The organism is Geomonas ferrireducens (genome assembly GCF_004917065.1).
Classification (GTDB): domain Bacteria; phylum Desulfobacterota; class Desulfuromonadia; order Geobacterales; family Geobacteraceae; genus Geomonas; species Geomonas ferrireducens.
Window position 1 is genome coordinate 615,843 of record NZ_SSYA01000002.1, and the last position, 20,521, is coordinate 636,363.

Here is a 20,521-nt window from a genome sequence, read left to right on the forward strand (position 1 = left end):
TCGGGGATAGTCTGAAGGCAATTCTTGTGGCACAATGTCCCTTTAAGAGAGTTTTAAGATTCTCTGTGCCAGTAGCGTAGGGAGGGAAAGATGGCGGGGCCGAAGAGCGTCGTTGATGAGCACGGAAAGCATGGGACCACGGCTGCGGCCGCGGCTGAGCCCGTCGCAAAGCGCGACACCGGGCACGAGACGCAGGGGAACTCTGAGGAGTTGGAACTCCGTCTGGGGCAAGTGGAGGCGAAGCTCAAGCAGGAGCAGGCCGCACGTGCCGAAGCCGAGCGGGAGCTTGGCCGCCTGCACGACGAGACGGTACGCCTGAAGGCTTCTCTGGACAACGTGAGCCGCGAGCTTGAGTCCCTCAGTTACTCCATCTCCCACGACCTGCGCGCCCCTGTCAGGCATATGATCGGCTTCAGCAACGCTTTGCAGGAAGATTTCGGCGACAAACTGGAACCCACAGCGCTTAGCTACCTCGATTGCATCGTCAGGGCGGGCCGGAAAATGGAGAACCTGGTCGAAGCTCTCCTTGGGCTTTCCAGGATCGGGCGGCAGGAGATGACCCTGCTCAACCTCGATTTGAGCCAGATGGCAACGAGTCACGCTGCGACTTTGAAGGAGGCGGATCCGGCAAGGAAGGCGGAGTTCAAGATCCAGGAGCATCTGCACGCGCACGGTGACGCGGTCCTTATGAGAGCCGTCCTTGAACAACTGATCGGCAACGCCTGGAAGTTCACCGTGAGGAGCGACCCCGCCATCATCGAGGTGGGGAGCAAAGAGGAGGGGGGAGAGCGCGTCTTCTTCGTGCGCGACAACGGTGTCGGGTTCGATATGCGCTTCGCCGACCGGCTCTTCAGCCCGTTTCAGCGCATGCACCGCGAGGAGGATTTCCCGGGGCTCGGGGTCGGACTTGCGACGGTGCAGCGCATCGTGCACCGCCATGGCGGCAGGGTCTGGGCAGAGGCGCAGCCAGACGCCGGCGCTTCTTTTTACTTCACCATCGCCACGTGAAAACGGCCAAGGTTCAGGCTGGGGCCGGCAGTTCCCCCTGCAGAGGGGCGAAACAGTTCTTGAAATCGTTCAACCTGAAGAGCATCGCCGTGCGGGTGATGTTCTCGGCCAGCAGCGCGTTGCCGGCACTTGCCGCGGCGAGCATCTCGCGGTAGTAGCTGCGCAATTGCAGCCGGTGTTTCTCTTTGGTGAAAAGCGAAGACCTGAGCTTTGAGTAGACGCCGGAAAAGCTGTTCAGTACGAGCGGGTACACACGGTTTCCTGACATGACGGCCATCGCCAGGTGCAACTCCCAGTCGAACTTCACCAGTGCTGAGGCACAGTTTCGCAACTTCTCCGCCTTGCTAAGGATCGCAGCGACCCCGGCCGCGTTGTTTTCGATCGCCCTGCGCGCATAGTCCGGGGCGAACTGGAGCCTCAACTCCAGCAGGTGCGCGCCCAGATCGGGCGGGAACTCCTCGCTGTTTCTCGTTATCGAGGAGAGGATTTCCAGGTCGCCGTGAGACCAAAAATCGTTGACTACGGTGGTGTGGCGCTGCTGCACCGAGATCCACCCGGCGCTCTGCAGTTTTTGAAGCGCCTCCCGCACCGTCGCCCTGCTAACCCCGAACCTCGCCGCAAGTTCCCGTTCACTCGACAGCGGACACCCCGGTTTGAACTCCCCTTTAAGCAGTTCTTCCACCAAGGCCCTCTCCACCATCTGGCAGCTTTTTTTCATAAAGCCCTCGCATGTGATACCGCAGGCAACTCTTGTCGCGCTAGTTGCGGTGTCGCTATTCATGGCATCCGGAGTTTTGTTAATTGTAAAACATAGTTTTGTTGAAATAACAACTCTTTTTCTTGCGGGTAAGAAGAAAAAGTGTCGTATAAGGGTGAATTGTAAAGGGGGGGTGGGGGGTGCATTGGCTGTGAGGGACGCAGCGTTGACAACTGGAGTGACGGTGGGATACCGTTGCGGTGAGTTTGTTGGACGCTGTTTTATAAATGCGAAGAGCTGTGCTGCGAGTCCGAGAGGGGGGTGCCCCCCCTCTCAGGCCTTGCGTGGGTGAGACAGGGTGAAGTAGAAGGTCGCGCCTTCGCCTTCCTTCCCCTCGGCCCAAATGCTCCCGCCATGGCGCTCGATGATGCGCCGCACCGTCGCGAGCCCGATGCCGGTCCCCTCGAATTCCGAGCCATGCAGGCGCTGGAAGGGTTGGAACAGCTTTTCCACGTAGGCCATGTCGAAGCCGACACCGTTGTCCCTGACGAAGAATACGGAAGCGCCGTTGACCGTGGTCTGACCGAATTCGATGCGCGGGTTTGGATTCCTAGACGAGTATTTCACCGAGTTGCCTAGCAGGTTCTGCAGCACGAGGCGCACCAGTGCGGCGTCGCCGTAGGCATTGATCGCTGGGTGCACGACGAATTCGGCCGCGTTGGACGCATCATCGTCCTGGATCATGTCCACGACTTCCGCGGCTAGCTGGCTGATGTTGAAATTGGTGCGTTTCATGATGGCGCGACCTACCCGGGTGAGGGCGAGCAGGTCATCGATCTGTTTCCCCATTCTGTTGCTTGCCGTGCAGATCCGCTCCAGGTAGTAGCGTGCCTCATCCGGCAGGGCGGCGCCGTGTTCCTCAACCAGAATCGAGCTGTAACTGTTGATGTGCCTGAGCGGCGCACGTAGGTCGTGAGATACGGAATAGCTGAACGATTCGATCTCTTTCTTCGCCGCAACGAGCTGCGAAGTGCGCTCGATGACCCTGCGGTCCAATTCGTTATTGAGGTTGCGGATCGCCTCTTCGGCCGCCTTGCGTTCCGTGATGTCCTTTATCGTCCCGATCATGCGCCGTTTCTTGCCCGCTGTGTCCCGTGTCACCTCGCAACACTCGGTCACCCAACGCTCTTCGCCGTCGCTGTGCCTCTTGATCTTGTACTCCATCTCGAACGGGCGTGAGTGGGCGATTGCCGAACGGTAGCTTTCAACGAAACGGGCACGGAACTCCTCGCGGACGAGGTCAAAATGCCCCTGCAGGGTCATCGGATAATGCTCGTTGATGCCGAGGATCTCACGCAGCTTGCTGGAACATCCCCAATGCTGCTGTTCCAGGTCCAGGACGTAGCTTCCGAGTTGCGCTATCCTCTGGGTTTCCTGCAACAGGTGATCGTTGTCCGAGATGACCTGTTCGCGCCGTTTTTGTTCAGTTACATCCTCGAGGGTCACTACGGTGCCGCTCACCTTGCTCGCCTTGTCAAGAAAAGGTGCTGTGCTTATCGAGAGAAAAACGCTGGAACCGTCGGGACGCGTGAAGAGAAAACAGGTATTTTGCAGGCATACTCCCTGTCGCAGCACATCTTCCAGCGATTCCTCCTCGCCGCCGTCTTTCTCCGGCGAACGGATCGTCCTTAAAAGGGACCAATCCCCGCTTATCAGCATCTCTTTCTTGGCAAGCCCCAGGATTCTTTCCGCTCTTGGGTTGGCGAAAGCAGTGTTGCCGTCGGGCTCGATGAACATGATACCCACGGGGCTTGTTGCCGTGATCAGGTTCAGCAGGTCATGCTCCATGCGCAGCAGGTGTTCCATCAGTTTGGCCTGATTGACGTCCAAAAGGGTGCCCGCCAGCCGGAAACCACGGCCCGAAGCATCCCTCGTCGCCGCCTTGCCGGTGCAACGGAACCAGCGCCACTTCCCCTCGTTGGTCTTCAAACGGAATTCGAGCTCGAACTTGTCGATGCGACCTTCAATGCACTCCTCCAGCGACCTGCGCGCGTTTTCCAGGTACTCCGGATGAATGATGTTGATCCAGTCGGCCAGGCTCCCTTGCATCTGGCCTGGGGCGTAGCCGAGCATTTGGTAACAGTAGGGGCTGAAGAAACAGCTGCCGGCCAAGACGTCCAGGTCCCAGATCCCCAGTTCGGCCGCCTCGATCGCAAGCCGCTGGCGCTCCTCGTTGACCGCCACCTCGTGTTTTTCATGAACCTCGTGCGTCACGTCAGTGGTGAACCCCTGGTAGCCGATCTGGGTACCGTTTTCATCTTTTAGTTTCGCAATGACGGTCTCCAGCCAACGGACGCGATCATCGGCGGTGCGCCGGCAAAACCGCTGCGACCACTGGGCCTCATTTTCCATGGCGCAGCGAAAGCTTTCAGTGAGCGCCTTGCGCTCCCCCGCAGTCAACCGGAGCCTGTTTTCCCTGGTCGTCGCGCCGGACGGAAACGGCACCTCTCCGGTGAGGTCGGTCCAGTAAAGCCCCAACGGCGTGTGCTCCAAAATGTTGCACAAAACCTGTTCCCAGGAAAGGGTAGGGGGCGTGGGGTTCCCTGCCCGGCTGGCGGAGGTGTTCCGGAGCTGGTTCTTTAGGTGGTTTTGCAGATGCGTCACTCGATTCATGTCTTTACCCCTTTGGGCAATCATGATCATCCTCATAACGTCGAGCCGTTTTCCCGGAAGGTAGCAGGGAGCATGCACAGCCATCATCTTGTTACTGTTAGTGCCGGCAGTGTCTGGCATTGTGAAGGCAGCAGGTCGTCTGTTAAGATTGATATTAACAATGCTTTCTAATATAACCACATTTTTTTCCTGTGGCAACTGTAAATTATGAAAAAATTTTCTAGATACTGTGCATGAGGACACGGCTGCTCGGACCTTGTGCCAGAAACCACGGAACCTATTGACTGCAAATGCCCTTTTGCAGTACCTTCTGAGAGCCGGATCGGCCATTTTGAGACGAGGAGACGTCATGGAAACTAAAATCTGCCAATGTGGAGCTGAGCACAAAGGACATATATGCATGCTTAAGAGCATGGGGCGCTTTGAAGAAATCGAACACATAACGAAAAACCCCACCGTGGTCTGCTTTACCTGCGGAGTTGAGGCAAACTCCCCGGAGAACGTCTGCAACCCGATGCCGCTCGAAAAGTAAAAAGGAACCTCGATGCCTGAATTGCCGGAAGTCGAAGTCACCCGTCTCGGTATCACCCGTGCCCTTACCGGTGCCCGCATCAGTGCGGTTTCCGTGCACAGCTCAAAGCTGCGCGCCATGGTCCCGGCGGGACTACCGCAACTGCTGTGCGGCCAGACCATAGCGTCGGTGCTGCGTCGTGGCAAATACCTGATCATCGAGTGTCCCAACGGGTCTTTGCTGCTTCACCTCGGCATGACCGGGCATCTGAGGCTTGTGTCTGCCACGGCGGCACCCGGGCCACATGACCACTTCGATCTTGCACTCGACTCGGGGCTCGTCTTGCGGCTTAACGACTACCGTCGCTTCGGCTCGATCCATTGGACCATCGAGAACCCCATGCAGCATCAGCTCTTGCGAAAGATCGGCCCGGAGCCACTGACAGGTGCCTTCAACACCGAGTATCTGTACCGTTTGAGCCGCAACAGGAAGGTTGCCATCCAACGCTTTATCATGGACAGCGCCGTTGTAGCCGGGATCGGGAACATCTACGCGGCGGAAAGTCTTTTCCGCTGCCGCATGCTCCCCGACACCCTCGCAGGTGGCCTCACTGAGGCCCAATGCGCGGCCCTCGTCGACGCCGTCAAGGAGACGCTATCCGTATCCATCGCCACCGGTAGCTCCAGCATGGACTTCACCCGCGCCGAAGAGAAACTCGCCTACTTTCCGCAAGAGCTCTACGTTTATGGCCGGGAGGGGAAACCGTGCCGGAAATGCGGGGCACCCGTTCAACGGGGCAGGCTCGGCAACCGCTCCACTTTTTTCTGCGCTCACTGTCAGAGTTGAACGCAGAGCCCTCGACGGCATGTCGAGTCCTTAGAGCATGCTTTCTTCCTCTCTCATTGAAATTGATACGCTGCCTGGTAAACTGCCGCAGATGTCAAACCAACCTGGAGGTCATCTCAACATGAGCCGTCTCTTCACCCCGCTTACCCTGCGCGAACTGGTCATCAGAAATCGCATCTTCGTCTCTCCGATGTGCATGTACTCGAGCAGGGACGGGCTCCCTACCGACTGGCACATGGTGCATCTCGGAAGCCGTGCTGTCGGGGGAGCAGGACTGGTCATGGTGGAGGCCACCGCGGTGACGCCGCAGGGAAGGATCTCGCCTGACGACAGCGGCATCTGGAGCGCCGAGCACGCCGCAGCCTTCGCACCGATAACCCGTTTCATCAAGGAGCACGGCTCCGTGCCGGGGATCCAGTTGGCCCATGCTGGGCGCAAAGCCTCCACCGATCTCCCGTGGAAAGGGGGACGCCCCGTCGACGCCCGAAACCGCGGCTGGCAGACCATCGCCCCGAGTGCGGTCCCCTTCTCAAAAGAGGAACCGGTACTTCCCAGGGAAGCCACCGTTCAGGATCTGGAGACTCTCCTTGGCCAGTTTGCCGCAGCGGCCCGCCGCAGTATCGATGCCGGTTTCGAGGTCGTGGAAATCCACATGGCGCACGGATATCTCCTGCATGAGTTCCTGTCGCCTCTTTCGAACCGGCGCAGCGACGATTTCGGCGGGTCGCTTGAGAACCGTTGCCGTTTCCCTCTAAGGGTTGCGAAGGCTGTGCGCGACATCTGGCCCGAACATCTCCCCGTGTTCGTCCGGGTGTCCGCTTCGGATTGGATGGAGGGTGGCTGGGACTTGGAGCAGACGCTATACCTCGTCCGTGCGCTCAAGGAAATGGGGATCGATTTTATCGACTGTTCCTCAGGAGGACTCGTCCCGGAGGCCATGCCCCCGTTTGGTCCAGGCTTCCAGGTGCCGTTTGCTGCCGAGATAAAGAAGGAGGTGGGGATCGCCACCGGGGCCGTGGGGGTCATCACCGACCCGGCTCAAGCCGAACAGATCGTTGCCACCGGGCTTGCCGACGCCGTGCTGCTTGCCCGCGCCATGCTGCGGGACCCATACTGGCCGCTGCATGCCGCCAAGGAACTCGGGGTGGATCTGCCGTGGCCCTTGCAGTATGAAAGGGCGAAATAGGATTTACAGGTGGTAAAGGGTAGGGGAGCTTAGGGGAAGGGGGGCAGGAAGTTTTTCCTGCCCCCCTTTTTTGACGCTAGTCTGCGGCCACCACATGTATGGCCACGATCGCCGCGACGGCGCCGACCCAGTACACCCAACGGTACTCGCCGAAGTGGACGTCGCAGAATTCCTTGAAAGTAAGACCGGTGTGCGTCTTTTTCGGGCGCTCCTCCCGGGTCCCCTGCATATCGTTCGCAGCCAGGGTCACGCCGGTACGGTTTTCCTGGGGCATGAGGTTCACCGTGGCAGGTGCCTCCTGCGCAGGCTGCGCCTGGGCAAGAAGGGCTACATCCTGGGCGCCGGCCGCAGCCGGAACCATCGACATAAGACAGACAAGGATGGCTAACTTTTTCAACATGGTACGTCCTCCTTTATATGTGCGGCAAAAAGCCGTAGTAGCGGCGTCTTCTTTGGACGCTCGCGAAAACGAAAGCCTAGATTGTATCACGCCCTCTTGAAAAATCAGGCGGTGGTGTTTATTTTGATGTCCTGGTGCAAGCTGTAATGGTATAAATAACGACTGGGCCGAAACTACGAACATGACCTCCGGTTCTAAAAGAGTCGGACACACAAGGAGCATCAATGGAAAGATACCAGACGCAGTACAGAACCATAACCATCGCAAACAGCACAGTGATGCGTGGCGTCTACGGCTGGATGGGGGGAGGGTTGTTCCTTACCGCCTTCGTCGCCATGATTACCGCATCTTCGCCGGTTCTTTTACAGGCCATTTTAGGTAACCGGATTCTCTTCTACGCCCTTGTCTTCGGCGAACTCGGCCTCGTTGTTGCCATTAGCGGTGCCATCAACAGGATCAGCAGCGCCACTGCGAGCGCCCTTTTCCTGCTCTATGCAGCCTTGAACGGCGTCACCATGTCCACGATCTTCGTCGCCTATACCCAATCCTCCATCGCGTCGACCTTTCTGGTGACAGCCGGCATGTTCGGTGCCATGAGCCTCTACGGCTACCTCACCAAAAGCGATCTCTCTTCATGGGGAAGCTTTCTGTTCATGGGGCTTGTCGGTGTGGTGATCGCATCTTTAGTGAACATCTTCCTGCAAAGCCCGATGGTCAGCTGGGTCATGAGCCTGTGCGGCGTCATCGTCTTCACGGGTCTCACCGCCTACGACACGCAGAGGATCAAGCAGATGGGCGGCTCGGGAGGGAAGGGGGCCATTCTCGGCGCACTCACCCTTTACCTCGACTTCATCAACATGTTCCTCCTCCTGCTCAGGTTCTTCGGTAACCGCAGGTAACACCGGCGGGGTGCCCCCCCTGGCGAAGAAACAAAAAGAGCCCCGGCGTGAAGACCACCCGGGGCTCTTTTCATCGTTGCGACACGACTAGCGTAACCTGATCCCGTCCTTGGTTATCTCGATGACTCCCTCCTTGTAGAGGTTTCCGATCAAGGTCTTGAAGCTCTTCTTGCTCATCCTGAACATCTCTGCGATAAGTTCCGGAGGGGACTTGTCCCCGATCGGCAGAAAACCGCCGCGCTCACTCAGAATCCGCAGCAGCGTTTCCCGGCCACCGGAGGTGTCCTGTTTTCCTGACTTGCGTAAAGTCACGTCGATCTTGCCGTCGTTTCTGATCTTGCCGATATAGCCGGAAAGGGTGTCGCCCACCTGGTAACTGCCGAAAAGCTCGCTTCTGAATAAGAGGCCGTCGTAGCGCCCGTCAATAATCGCCTTGGCGCCTAGGTCACCGAATTCGTACAAGGTGAGTTGCACCTCTTGCCCTTCTTTCAACCCAGACGGGGACTTCTCAAGGAACTTGGCGAGCCGCGCCGAAGCCGCGATGCGGCCGGACGGGTCGAGGTAGACCCGCACCATGTACCTCTCCCCTTTTTGCATCGGGCGGGGCTGTTCCCTAAACGGTACCAGCAGGTCCTTTTCCAGCCCCCACTCGAGAAAGGCGCCGACGCGGCTTACGTCCTTCACCTCGAGGAGGGCGAACTCGCCGACCTGTGCCTTGGGCTCCAGGGTGGTGGCGATAAGGCGGTCCTCCGAGTCGAGATAGACGAATACCTTCAGGTGCTCGCCGTGGTGCAACCCGGGAGGCATGTACTTGGTCGGCAGCAGGATCTCCCCAAGCTCCGAGTCCAGATAGGCGCCGATAGCGCTAAGTTTCTTAACTTCAAGACGGTTGTACTTGCCGATCTCAAGCATTTGTTTCGCTCCTTTTCCTAATGCATTGCCGGCGAGGCACCGATACTATAACAAATCGCTCCCTCTGCCTAACGATCTTTTTCACCTCTTCTAGGCACGTCGGCGCCCCTTGGGCGGAGAGGACGAGAAAAGCATTGTCAAACCGGCTTTTCCGCTCTCACCGCCGTCCATGTTTTATATGGACATCGCTTCTTCTTTCATACTATGTTTGCAAGTTGCACGAGCAGCCACCGTGCGAGCACGTCACCGCGTAAGGAGGCCCCTTGCGGTCCTTGAGCATGAAGACCAAGATGACGGTTACCATCTCCCTGCTTTTCGCCGGGTTGCTCACCGTTCTTGCGCTCACTGCCCAGTTGTACTTCGTCGACCAGCTCAAGGCCCTGCTGTTCACCCAGCAGTTCAACATGGTTTCCGCCATCGCCGACCAGATCGACGACAGGTTCCGCATCATGCAGACGGAGCTCGTCGCCACGGCGAGCACGCTTAAAAAGGAAGACCTGCATAACCCTTCCGCTCTGAGCCGTTTTTTCGGTGCGCGCCCCGATACTCTGGCCATGTTCGACAACGGGCTGTTCCTATTTTCGCCCCAGGGGACCCTCATCTCAGGGAACCCCTACGAACCGGGCATCTTCGGGAAGAATTTCCTCTACCGTGACTACCTGAAGGAAACCTTGGCCACGCGCCAGCCCCGTATCTCCCAACCGTTCATCTCTGCTCAGCCGCACCATCATCCCATCGTCATGCTCACCGCGCCGTTACTGGATGAACATGGAGAGGTGGCGGGTGTTCTCGCCGGAAGCCTTGACCTCACGAGGCCCAACGTCATCACCAAGCTGGGCACCATAGTCCTTGGGGAGAAAGGTTATATCTACCTCTACAACAGGGACCGGGTAATGATTGCCCACCCCGATCGCAGCCGGATCCTGAAGCAGGACGTCCCTGCGGGGGTGAACCAGCTCTATGACAAGGCGATAGCCGGGTTTGAAGGCACCGGTGAGACGATAAACTCACGCGGCGTGCGTGTCATCAGCTCCTTCAGACGGCTCAAAACGACCGGCTGGATCCTTGCCAGCAACTTCCCGCAGCAGGAGGCGTACGCCCCGATCCGCAAGGTCCGCAGTTACATCGCAGGCGCCCTCGTCGTGGTGCTGCTCGCCTCCACGGTCGTCGTTTGGCTCTGCATGAAATTCCTCGCCGCACCGCTCGTCTCGTTCACCGAGCAAATCAGGAAGCTCGCTCAGAGCAAGGGAGAGAACGCCGCCCCCATCGTCGTCGAAACTGGTGACGAAATCGGGGTCCTGGGTGACGCCTTCAACCAGCTTCTTCACGAGCTTAATCAGCAAAAGACCGAGCTGCAGCGGCAGTTGGAGTTCTCGCAGAAGCTCATCGAGGTGACCCCGATCCCGGTCTTCTACAAGGGGCCGGATGGCAGATACCTCGGCTGCAACCAGGCCTTCCTCGATTTCACCGGTATGGGCAGGGAGGCTGTGCTTGGCAAGACAGTGCTGGATTTGACCACTTCCGCGCTCGCCGACATCCATCAGCGTGCCGACCTCGAACTTTTGTCCAAAGGCGGGGTGCAGGTATACGAATGCCGGGCTTACGACGGCAACCATGCCCCCAGGGAAGTAATGTTCTTCAAGACCAGCTTCGCCGCACCCAACGGCTCCTGCGGCGGTCTGGTCGGAGTCATGCTCGACATAACCGAGCGAAAACATGCGGAAGCTGCGCTCCAGGCGCAGAAGGAGTTTGCGGAAAGCTTGGTGCTTAATTCCGCGATGCCGACCTTCGTACTCGATAGCGAGCACCGAGTGAGCATTTGGAATTTCGCACTCGAGGCACTCAGCGGCGTGAAGGCGGCTGATGTTCTCGGTCGGCGACAGGTCTCAAGCTTCTTCTATGACAGCGACAGGCCTCTGCTAGCCGACCTCGTCCTTGACGGCGATATCGCCGGAATCGAGAGGTACTTCAGTAACACCATGAGCTCCGGACTGATCTCGGGGGCGATTCAGGCGGAGACGTCCTATCATGATCCGAAGGGTGAGCTGCATCACCTGACCATAACGGCCGCTCCGATTCGCGACAGAAACGGCACCGTGCTCGCTGCCATCCAGACCGTCGAGGACATAACCGCGCGCAAGAAGGCCGAGGAGGCGCACGAAAAGACCAGGCGCCAATTTCAGCTCATCCTCGATGCAGCTGGCGAGGGAATCAACGGCGTCGACAGGGACGGCAAAATCACCTTTGTTAATCCCGCAGCAGCCCAGATGGTCGGTTGGTCTCAGGAAGAGCTCTTGGGCCGGTCCCAGCATGCCCTCATGCATCACACCCGTGAGGATGGCTCACACTACCCTGAAGAGGAATGCGCCATGGCAGCCGCCTGCTGCGAGGGGCGCTCCTACCATGGCAGTGACGAGCTGTTCTGGCGCAAGGACGGCTCCAGTTTCTATGCGGAATACACCTGCAGTCCCATCCGTGAGGGGGGTGAACTGGTCGGTTCCGTGGTGACCTACAAGGATGTGACGGAGCGGAGGCAATCGGAGGAACAGTTGCTCAAGCTCTCCCAGGCCGTCATGCAGAGCCCGGTCTCCATACTGATCACCGATCCTTCCGGCAACATCGAGTATGTGAACCCTAAATTCACTCAGGTGAGCGGCTATAGCGCAGACGAAGTGGCCGGTCAGAATCCACGCATCTTCAAGAGTGGGACAACCGCTCCGGAACTGTATCAGGGGATGTGGGAGACGATCTCGGCTGGACGAGTCTGGACCGGAGAGTTGTATAACCGTCGCAAGGACGGCAGCATGATCTGGGAGCATGCCACCATCTCGCCCATCCGTAACGCTTCCGGTGCGATCAGCCATTACATGGCCTTTATGGAGAACATAGGCGAGCGAAAAAAGCTCGAAGAGCAGTTGCGTCAGGCGCAGAAGATGGAGGCGGTCGGTCAGTTGGCAGGCGGCGTTGCGCACGACTTCAACAACATCCTCACGGTAATCATGGGGTTCGGCCAGTTACTCCAGCACTCGCTACCCGAAGGGGATCCCATGCTGGAAAACATGGAGCAGATCCTCGATGCCGCAGACCGTGCCACGCACCTCACGAAGAGTCTGCTCGCTTTCAGCAGGAAGCAGGTCATGGTGATGCAGCAGGTCGAACTTAACGAGCTGGCGCGCCGGCATTCCAAATTCCTTATGCGGATCATCGGCGAAGATGTTGCTCTGAAGACCGATTTCAGTGACGTACCGCTTCCGGTTATGGCAGACAGCGGGCAGTTGGAGCAGGTGCTTATGAACCTCGCTACCAACGCAAGAGACGCCATGCCCGGCGGCGGAGAACTCAGCATCAAGACCGCGGCGGTCACCCTCGACAACGAATTTCACCGCCTGCACGGCTATGGCGTTCCAGGTCGCTATGCCCTTATTACCGTTGCCGACACCGGGTCCGGGATGGACACCGAGACCCAGCGGAAGATCTTCGAACCCTTCTTCACCACCAAGCTTCCGGGACGCGGCACCGGCCTCGGTCTTTCCATCGTCTACGGCATCATCAAGCAGCATGGAGGCTACATCACCATAAGAAGCCAGAAAGGCTTCGGAACAACGTTCAGCATATACCTTCCGCTGGCGGAGAAGACCGTCAGATCGAAAGTAGCCACCCAAACGTTCCTTCCTGAAGGGGGGAACGAAACCATCCTGGTGGTCGAAGACGACCCGGCTGTGGGGAGACTCGTGGAATCGGTCTTGAAGCGTTACGGCTATCGGGTCATGCTGGCCGGCAGCGGCGAGGACGCCTTGGAGCTCTTCGAGTCGGACGGAAATGACATCGGCCTGGCGCTGCTCGACGTGATCATGCCCAAGATGAACGGGAAACAGCTCTGCGAGGCTCTCCGGGAGCGCTCCCCGCACCTCAAGGTTTTGTTCCTGAGCGGCTACACCGCGGACGTCATCGAAGACAAGGGAATTTTCATGGAAGGGGTCGATATCATTAAAAAGCCTGCGAAACCGCTCGAGCTCGCGAGAAAGGTTCGGGAGATGCTCGACGCATAGCCGGCTCCCCTCTTCATTTTGCAAAGAGGGGAGGGTGGTTAAATGTCATAAAAACAAATGCTTAGGCGGTGGAAATGATTGTTGAAAATATGACTATGGAGGAATTCGTAGCGGGATTGCGCACTTGCAAGACCGTATATATACCGTTTGGTTCGGTCGAGGAACATGGGAGTCACTTGCCTTTGTCGACGGACACCATCGAGGCATACGAAGTCGGCAAACGTGCAGCCGAGCGGATACCGCTCTTTGTCGTGCCGCCGATTCATTACGGTTCCTGCCGGTCCACGTCTCGTCATCCCGGCACAATTTCCATCAGCACCGGAACCTTGAAGGTGCTTCTCAAGGACATCGTACGTTCGCTGCATGCACAGGGACTTGCAAACTTTATAGTTTTGACCGGGCATGCCGGAGGATCGCATCGCATGGCGCTGCAGGACGCCGGTGAAGAGCTGATTCAGGAGTTGCCGGAGATAAACATGGCCGTGGTCACGGAGTACGATCTGGCCAAGGAAACAGGCGCACACCTGATCGAGACGCGCGGCGACGCACATGCAGGCGAGATCGAGACCTCGCGTATCATGCACTCGCATCCGCATCTGGTCAAGGGAACCGCCGCAGCCGAATACCCGAGTTTTCCGACCGGCATCCTGGTGCGCGACAAGCGCAGCTTCTGGCCCGGCGGTGTCTGGGGGGATCCCGGCAAAGCCACCGCGGAAAAAGGCAAGTTGCTGGAATCACTGGTGGCTGACAAGGTCGTCGAGCTTGTGCGGGCGCTCGAAAGCAGGCGCTGGTGAGGCGCCGAAAAACCGGCTTCCAAATTTGGCTTTTAAAGGGACTTTTTGATCCGGTGTAGGGGTAGGCCTGCACCGGATTTTGCTAGAGAGGCGCCGGCAGGTGATCTTGGGGGCAAATCGGAGCGTTTGGATCTTACGTGCCGTCCCGAGCGGGGTGGATGGAGCATCCCGTGAGAATCATGTGGTGCTAGGTCGCTGACAGGTATGCGCGGCACGAGGTACAGCAGAGTGTCAGCCTCAACCGGCTCAAGGTGGTGTCCCATAGGGCGGGACCGTCGTAAGATAACGAAGGAAACGCGACCGAGATAAGACCGATCCTATGATTTGACGTCTTCCGCGTTTGTAAGCCGGTTCCGGAGCAGTGCTCCTTCAATATGGACACCTTCAACTTGACATAATATATCTTATGGGACGTAAGATAAGGGTAGGCGAGAGAGGGTCCCCTTCGTCGGTCGTCGTCGGTCGCTCGCTCGCGTCGTTCGAGGACGGTGTTGCTCTCTCCTCTTTTCCAAACTGCGTTGTTCCCGCAATGGCAGACTATTCACTACTCAGAGACAGGAGGCGCCCATTTGAAGGTGGGACCTGTTTTTTTAGTGGCTGGCGGTTGCTCATTCCCCGAGGGCTGCTGTGCAGGCTTTTCTCCTTTGAAGAATTCCCTGATCTTTTCCGGCAACGGCACTGCGGCTACCTCTTTTAGCCTGATGTCTTTCACTTCCTTGGCCTTACCTTCAAGTTCGATGGTCTGAACCTTCCCCGAACTGTAGGTGACCTCGATAGTATCTGCCCCGGCGCCCCTCGCACCACACACAAGGCTCATCACCGCACATATTGCAACAGTCGTTTTCTTCATTGTTCTCCCTTTCCAGAGGATAATTTCAGTCATAGTGAGTCCATCATATTAGGCTTATATTATAAATCAAGTCGCAATGACTGACATTTCCAAAATACATGGTATTAATATCTTGGTCGTGAGTTTTTTTATGACCAAAGAAGCTGAGCTTATACGAGGAGGGAAATGATGTTTCACCTCAAGAATGGCTTTTGTTGTCTTACGTTGTTACTACTTCTGCTGGCTGCCCTCCCCTGCTCCTCTCCGGCGGCTGAAAAGGTCTACACGCTGGCCGTTGTACCCAACCTCCCCGCGGTCACATTGCACAAGAACTGGAGACCACTGGTCGAGTATCTATCCAAAGAAACCGGTGCCAGGATCGAGCTTAAGCTTTATGACAAGATCAACACCTTCCTGGCCGATGCACAGGCCGGGCAGGCTGACTTTCTCTACGCCCCCCCAAACATGTATTTCCTCGCTTACCAGAGGCAGAAATACATACCGCTCGTGCGCAGCGCCCACATGATCCGTGGACAGGTCTTCGTGCGCAAGGACTCGCCTTATACCAAGGTGAACGAATTGAAGGGAAAGACCATCGCCTTTGTCGGACCGAGAAACGTCTGCAGCGTCATCACGCGTCATTCCATGCTGACCGGCCAGGGCGCGATCGACTACAACGTCTCGTTCAGCGGTTCGACCATAAATGTAGCGAAGAGCGTCCTGGTCGGAAAGGCCGATGCGGGGGCCACGCTCGACACAAGCATGATGAACGACCTGCCCGAGATGCGAAAGGAGTTCCGCGTCATCATGGAAACGGAAAGAATGGCACCCCACCCTTTCGCCGCCCATCCGCGTGTACCGAAGCAGGTACAGGAAGTGGTAACTGCGGCCCTGCTTCGACTTGATGAGTCTGACCATGGAAGAAAGATCCTGGACACGGTGAAACTGACCAAGCCGATCCGTGCCGACTATAACCGTGATTACTCCTTCTTCGCCAAAGTGGACTTCGAGCGATTGGACAAACAGCAACCGAAGTAACCGGGATTCACTCAATGTTCAAACGTCTCGACGTAAAAATTATCGTATCCCTTGCCCTGATCCTCGCTGCGATGATCGCTGTCTACGGCTGGCGCATAGGCAGCAGACAGCAGTCGGTCTACGTGCAGTCTCTGTCGAACAATCTTAGAGTGCTGTCTCATAGTTACGCGGATAACGCTGCGAATTTTCTTGTTGTTCAGGATTATGCCGGGCTGGAAAGCCAGATGATGAATGCGGCCCACATCCCCGAGGTGCTGAGTGTCCTGGTCGTCGAGCCGGACGGCAACGTGCTTTGCAACGTTGAACGACCCTCGCGTGGAGAGGCGCCGCACCTGACCTACGATGTCAGGCATTTTCCGGTGCCGCGCGGACGCGAGCCGAGTCTCGGCCGCGAAGGGGACCAGTTGGTCAGTTGGGCTCCGATCTTGGCCGGAAACCACCTCGGTTGGGTGCGGATGGCACTCACGCTGGAAACAGCGCGTGATTTGCAGCGCGCCGCATGGCGCAGTTCACTCCAGATAGGGGTGCTCTGGATCCTGGTGGGAACCTTTTTGATGATCTTAGTGGTGCGTCCGCCGCTGCGTGCGATCCGCGAACTGAGCCGCTTCGCGGGTGAGTTGCAGGACCGCAAGGGGGCACAGGTGCCGGTCCAACGCGGGGTCTTGGAGATCGATACCCTTGCCGACGCGCTCAACTACTCGTCCGCCCGTTTGCTGGAGGCGGAAAAGCGCCTTATGGCAGAGCAGGAACGTCTCGCAGTCACCTTGCAGTCCATAGGCGATGGTGTGATCGCTACCGATACCGAGTGCAGGATCGTCTTCTTGAACCACGTAGCCGAGACGCTTACTGGATGGACGCAGGATGAGGTCCGGGGGGAGCATCTCGATCACGTGCTCAGAATCGAGGGGACGCCCGAAGACGCGGGCGCCCTCCCTGCGCTATTCTCCGTGCTTGAGGCGCGACGCACCCTTGAATTGCCGGGCACGCGCCGGCTGCGCTCGAAAACCGGGACCGACCGTACGGTTACCGTCAACGGTGCCCCGATCGTCGATGCCGCTGACCAACTTGGCGGCATGGTACTGGTGATCAGGGACGTCACCGAGAAGACCGAGATGGAGGAAGAGCGTCGCGTGCTCGCCCACCAGCTTGCACAATCGCAGAAGATGGAGGCGATCGGTCAACTGGCGGGCGGCGTGGCGCACGACTTCAACAACATGCTCGGGGTCATCATAGGGCATGCCGAACTAGCCTTGCTGGCACCAGACCTTTCCGGGCAGCTGCAGGACAGGCTCCGGGAGATTCTGGACGCCGCCAGCCGCTCCGCCGAGATAACCCGGCAGCTCCTAGCCTTCTCCCGTAAGCAGCACGCCGAGCCAAAGGTGCTTGATCTGAACGAGACCATCGCCAGGATGCTTAAGATGCTGCATCGCCTCATCGGAGAGGACATTGACCTTTCCTGGTCCCCCGGCTTCGAGCTAAGTCATGTGCGTATAGATCCGAGCCAGTTGGACCAGGTTATGGCCAACCTGTGCGTCAACGCCCGCGACGCCATCGCCGGCATCGGTAAGATCGAGATCTTCACCGACAACGTCATGGTGGGCACGGCGGAACGGGCACGTGTCGGAGACCTTGCACCCGGCCAATACGTAAGGTTGGTGGTGGCGGACAGCGGGTGCGGCATGAGCGCAGAGGTAATGGAAAGGATCTTTGAGCCCTTCTACACAACCAAACAGCTCGGGCGCGGCACCGGACTGGGGCTTGCGACCGTCTTCGGCATCGTGAAGCAAAACGGAGGTCACATCGAGGTTACCAGCTCGGTCGGCAAGGGTTCCGTATTCACCGTGTATCTTCCGGCCGTCACCAAAAGCCCCGAAGAACTCGAGCAGGAGAAGAAACGTCCAGCCGGAGGAACTGAATCGGTGCTACTGGTCGAGGACGAGCCCGCCATCATGGAAATCGGTGCCACCATCTTGAAGCAGCTTGGATATCGAGTCTATCCGGCAGCCTCACCAGAGGAAGCGATCGACATAGCCGAGAACAGCAAAGCGAAGATAGACCTGCTTTTGACCGACATCATCATGCCGGGTATGAACGGCAGAGACCTGTCGGAACGGCTGTTGGAAAGCCGCCCCGACATGAAGTGCCTGTTCATGTCAGGGTACACGTCAGACGTCATAGCCGAGAGGGGCAAGATAGGAGCGGAGATGTGCTTTCTGCAGAAGCCTTTCAGCGTGGAGTCTCTTGCCTTGAAGGTACGAGAAGCGCTGTCAGGTTGAAACGTTGAGTTCAAAGGCGCCCGGCTGGTGTGATCCGGGCGCCTGGTCCGGCGTTACATTCCCATGCCGCCGCCCGACATCATGCCCTGGCGGTAGTACGAAGACATGTTGTGGAAGGGTTGAGCGATGCTGATCGTATCAAGCGTCGAAGTCATCTGATTCATCAGCTGGGTCATGTCCGTATTGGTGTTAGCGGCGCGCACCGAGGACATGTTGCTGAACATGGCCCCCATCATGCCGCGGTAACGGTTCACGTTCACCGTAGTCGTCATGCCGGAAGTCGTGAATACCTGGACCATCTGCCCACCCATGATGGTCGCCATGTTTTGCGCCGTGCTGTGCATGGTCTGGTTCTGCCCCTGGATGTAATCGCCCATCACGCTAGAACTTGAATCAAGGTGGAGCCTGTCCCTTAACTGGGTCATGGCCTGGTCCATGGTGTAGTTGCCGGTCTCAAGCATCTCGCGTACCTGGGTGGTGAGAGGACTTATGAAGTTGCTGCTCACCGTGCCGGAGACGCTTTCCTTCGGCATGCTCATCAGGTAGCTCTTTGTCACAGTCGAGCCGGTATCCTTGTCGATGGTAACGCCCTGCACAGCCATAGCGACGATGGGGTATTTCCCGACGTCGGCAGGATCGACGGTGAGTGTGTATGCGCCGTTTTCGTCGGTCTGGGTGGAAGGCTCGCCTGCATCAAGGAGGTAGTTGCCGTTTTTGTCCATGAACACGGTGGCATTCTGCAGATAGCCGTCAGCCACCTTCCCTGCGACCTTGGCCGTATCCGTCGTAGAAGAACCACCGCCGCCACAACCTGCCAACATCCCTGCCGCGACGACCGCCGCGACCCCAATAAGCCGCTTTTTCATATCAATCCTCCTGTAACTGTTCTTATAGCTATGAAATTTTTTAGAAATCGTAAGTGACCGAGACCCCGCTTGTGAAATCGGGGCTGCTGCGGGTCCACCCTTTGCCGGCGTAGGCTTCGATGCCGGTGTTCTTAGTGGCCAGGTACTTCACTTTGAGTCGTGTCTCCAGCAGGTCACTGCTCCCCGAGATGGGCGCTGTAGACGTTTTAACGATGAGCATCGGTAGCAGCTTTTCGCTTACGGCATAACCGGTTCCGGCGTTGAAGCTCGCGTAATCCTTGAGAGGCAAGACCGACGAGTGCCCCTGGAAGGTGTAGCCAAGTTCGGCGAAGGAGTACCAGTTGCCTAGCTGCTTGAAAAACTCGACCGCGGCCCCTTCATCGAAGGAGCCGGTACCCAGGGCGCGGTCTTTGTCCCCGGTGGGGAACTTTACCGAAAGATAAGGCCTGATCCGCGGCATGAGCTCTCCTTCCTCCACCAGCACGTACCCCGCCTTCGCTGTTACATCCCCTACTCCGCTGGCGGAACGTCCATAGTTATCAGGGTTGGCCGATGACATCGAACCGCCTCCGCTACCGCTTGAGGAACCGCCCATTGATCCACTCATGACTGCAGTCTCTTTCCGCATCCCGGCCATCTGGCCACCGGAGCCAAGGAGTACGCCGGTGTTGACCGCCGAGTTGCTCTGGTAGACGTAGGGGACTTCCAGTGTGAAGCCGAGTCGTTCGGTAGGCGCGACGGTCAGGGTAAAGGGAAGATATATCGACCGCGTCGTGGTCCCTGTTCCGTAGTCGCCTGAGGCAAACTCGAAGCCAAGCGAGGCAGAGACGGCAGGACCCGCCCCCATGGCCGGTCCTGGAATGGCTAAAGCAACAACTGCCAGCATCAACCCGAACCAGACCTCGCAACGGTGCAATTTGTTTGTCATTACCACTCCATCGCGCCGCCGCTAGCGCCGCATCATGCCGCCACCGCCCATCATGCCGCCGCCTCGCATAAATCCGCCACCGAAGCGTCCGTCCTGAGACCGGAACCCTGAAGAGCCTGCATTTTTGCCGGACCAGACCGGTGCACCGTTTTCGCTGCGCAGTTCTGCCGTGGTGCCCGTGGTACGATTCACCAGCTTCTGAGTAAGCAGGTACTGCTTTCCATCCTGGCCTTGTGCTTTCGCGCCTTTGGCGCTGATTTCGTCGTTGATCCGGAGGGCGATCCCGGATTTTTGCCAGTAAGAGCCTGGCCCGACGGTCACGTTGACGGGGCCGGTCCCGGTTTGGACCTCAAAGGCGTACTGCTCGTTTTCAACCGCGTGCGGCAGCGATGAGACATGCCCGTTTACGACCCCCACTGTGTTGAGGTCGTAGCCCCGGTTGAAGTCCAACCCGGTTTTCCCTTTCTCCTCGGAACCGAAACCGAGAAATCCAGCGTAAGCGTTTCCCGTGGGACCGCTGAGAAAGATCGACAAGATCAGCGTTAAGGTCAACCTCCTGTACGACATAACATTTCACCACCTTGTCATTGGTCACTACATCGGATGCAA

17 protein-coding genes are annotated in these 20,521 nt (G+C 57.9%); 9 read left to right on the forward strand and 8 right to left on the reverse strand.

Features of this window, described 5'->3' with window-relative positions; translation table 11 throughout:
• Positions 1-90 precede the first annotated feature (90 nt).
• The gene (locus E8L22_RS11485; RefSeq protein WP_136525314.1) at positions 91-1,008 is read left to right on the forward strand and encodes a sensor histidine kinase; all 918 of its coding nucleotides are present in this window, start codon (positions 91-93) and stop codon (positions 1,006-1,008) included.
• Positions 1,009-1,021: 13 nt separating this feature from the next.
• Here the strand turns inward: E8L22_RS11485 and E8L22_RS11490 are convergent, their stop codons facing one another.
• Complete coding sequence (locus E8L22_RS11490; protein WP_136525315.1) at positions 1,022-1,726, reverse strand: GntR family transcriptional regulator; 705 nt, start codon at positions 1,724-1,726, stop codon at positions 1,022-1,024.
• 312 nt (positions 1,727-2,038) lie between these two features.
• A complete protein-coding gene (locus E8L22_RS11495) occupies positions 2,039-4,378 on the reverse strand; it encodes a PAS domain-containing protein (protein WP_136525316.1) in 2,340 nt (779 codons plus the stop codon).
• Between the two features lie 349 nt (positions 4,379-4,727).
• On the opposite strand from E8L22_RS11495, the gene E8L22_RS11500 reads away from it, so the two are divergent.
• From E8L22_RS11500 to E8L22_RS11510, 3 genes are all read left to right on the forward strand, one after another.
• On the forward strand, positions 4,728-4,910 hold the full coding sequence (locus tag E8L22_RS11500; RefSeq protein WP_136525317.1) for a hypothetical protein: 183 nt from the start codon (positions 4,728-4,730) through the stop codon (positions 4,908-4,910).
• Between the two features lie 12 nt (positions 4,911-4,922).
• Positions 4,923-5,735, forward strand: a complete 813-nt coding sequence (gene mutM, locus E8L22_RS11505; protein WP_136525318.1) for a bifunctional DNA-formamidopyrimidine glycosylase/DNA-(apurinic or apyrimidinic site) lyase — start codon at positions 4,923-4,925, stop codon at positions 5,733-5,735.
• Positions 5,736-5,856: 121 nt separating this feature from the next.
• Positions 5,857-6,921, forward strand: coding sequence for an NADH:flavin oxidoreductase/NADH oxidase (locus E8L22_RS11510; protein ID WP_136525319.1), 1,065 nt, complete (start codon positions 5,857-5,859; stop codon positions 6,919-6,921).
• Between the two features lie 76 nt (positions 6,922-6,997).
• Here E8L22_RS11510 and E8L22_RS11515 read toward each other — a convergent pair whose 3' ends face one another.
• Positions 6,998-7,321 (reverse strand): hypothetical protein, encoded by a 324-nt coding sequence (locus tag E8L22_RS11515; protein ID WP_136525320.1) that lies wholly within the window; start codon positions 7,319-7,321, stop codon positions 6,998-7,000.
• Between the two features lie 224 nt (positions 7,322-7,545).
• On the opposite strand from E8L22_RS11515, the gene E8L22_RS11520 reads away from it, so the two are divergent.
• A complete protein-coding gene (locus E8L22_RS11520) occupies positions 7,546-8,220 on the forward strand; it encodes a Bax inhibitor-1/YccA family protein (RefSeq protein WP_136525321.1) in 675 nt (224 codons plus the stop codon).
• 87 nt (positions 8,221-8,307) lie between these two features.
• Here E8L22_RS11520 and E8L22_RS11525 read toward each other — a convergent pair whose 3' ends face one another.
• The gene (locus E8L22_RS11525) at positions 8,308-9,132 is read right to left on the reverse strand and encodes a CvfB family protein (RefSeq protein ID WP_136525322.1); all 825 of its coding nucleotides are present in this window, start codon (positions 9,130-9,132) and stop codon (positions 8,308-8,310) included.
• A gap of 278 nt (positions 9,133-9,410) precedes the next feature.
• On the opposite strand from E8L22_RS11525, the gene E8L22_RS11530 reads away from it, so the two are divergent.
• Both E8L22_RS11530 and E8L22_RS11535 read left to right on the forward strand, forming a co-directional pair.
• A complete protein-coding gene (locus E8L22_RS11530) occupies positions 9,411-13,181 on the forward strand; it encodes a PAS domain S-box protein (RefSeq protein ID WP_246044680.1) in 3,771 nt (1,256 codons plus the stop codon).
• A 74-nt stretch (positions 13,182-13,255) separates the two neighbouring features.
• A complete protein-coding gene (locus E8L22_RS11535; protein ID WP_136525324.1) occupies positions 13,256-13,975 on the forward strand; it encodes a creatininase family protein in 720 nt (239 codons plus the stop codon).
• A gap of 544 nt (positions 13,976-14,519) precedes the next feature.
• Here the strand turns inward: E8L22_RS11535 and E8L22_RS11540 are convergent.
• Positions 14,520-14,825: a hypothetical protein gene (locus tag E8L22_RS11540; protein ID WP_136525325.1), complete on the reverse strand. Its 306-nt coding sequence runs from the start codon at positions 14,823-14,825 to the stop codon at positions 14,520-14,522.
• A 168-nt stretch (positions 14,826-14,993) separates the two neighbouring features.
• Between E8L22_RS11540 and E8L22_RS11545 the strand changes: the two genes are divergently transcribed.
• Complete coding sequence (locus E8L22_RS11545; protein ID WP_136525326.1) at positions 14,994-15,842, forward strand: phosphate/phosphite/phosphonate ABC transporter substrate-binding protein; 849 nt, start codon at positions 14,994-14,996, stop codon at positions 15,840-15,842.
• 14 nt (positions 15,843-15,856) lie between these two features.
• Positions 15,857-18,118 carry an ATP-binding protein gene (locus E8L22_RS11550; RefSeq protein ID WP_136525327.1) on the forward strand — a complete coding sequence of 754 codons (2,262 nt, stop codon included), beginning with the start codon at positions 15,857-15,859 and terminating at the stop codon, positions 18,116-18,118.
• Between the two features lie 53 nt (positions 18,119-18,171).
• Here the strand turns inward: E8L22_RS11550 and E8L22_RS11555 are convergent, their stop codons facing one another.
• The 3 genes from E8L22_RS11555 to E8L22_RS11565 are packed head-to-tail and all read right to left on the reverse strand — an operon-like array spanning position 18,172 to position 20,464.
• The gene (locus tag E8L22_RS11555; protein ID WP_136525328.1) at positions 18,172-18,984 is read right to left on the reverse strand and encodes a hypothetical protein; all 813 of its coding nucleotides are present in this window, start codon (positions 18,982-18,984) and stop codon (positions 18,172-18,174) included.
• A gap of 40 nt (positions 18,985-19,024) precedes the next feature.
• The gene (locus E8L22_RS11560; RefSeq protein WP_246044623.1) at positions 19,025-19,912 is read right to left on the reverse strand and encodes a transporter; all 888 of its coding nucleotides are present in this window, start codon (positions 19,910-19,912) and stop codon (positions 19,025-19,027) included.
• A gap of 21 nt (positions 19,913-19,933) precedes the next feature.
• A complete protein-coding gene (locus E8L22_RS11565) occupies positions 19,934-20,464 on the reverse strand; it encodes a DNA-binding protein (RefSeq protein ID WP_246044624.1) in 531 nt (176 codons plus the stop codon).
• Positions 20,465-20,521 lie beyond the last annotated feature (57 nt).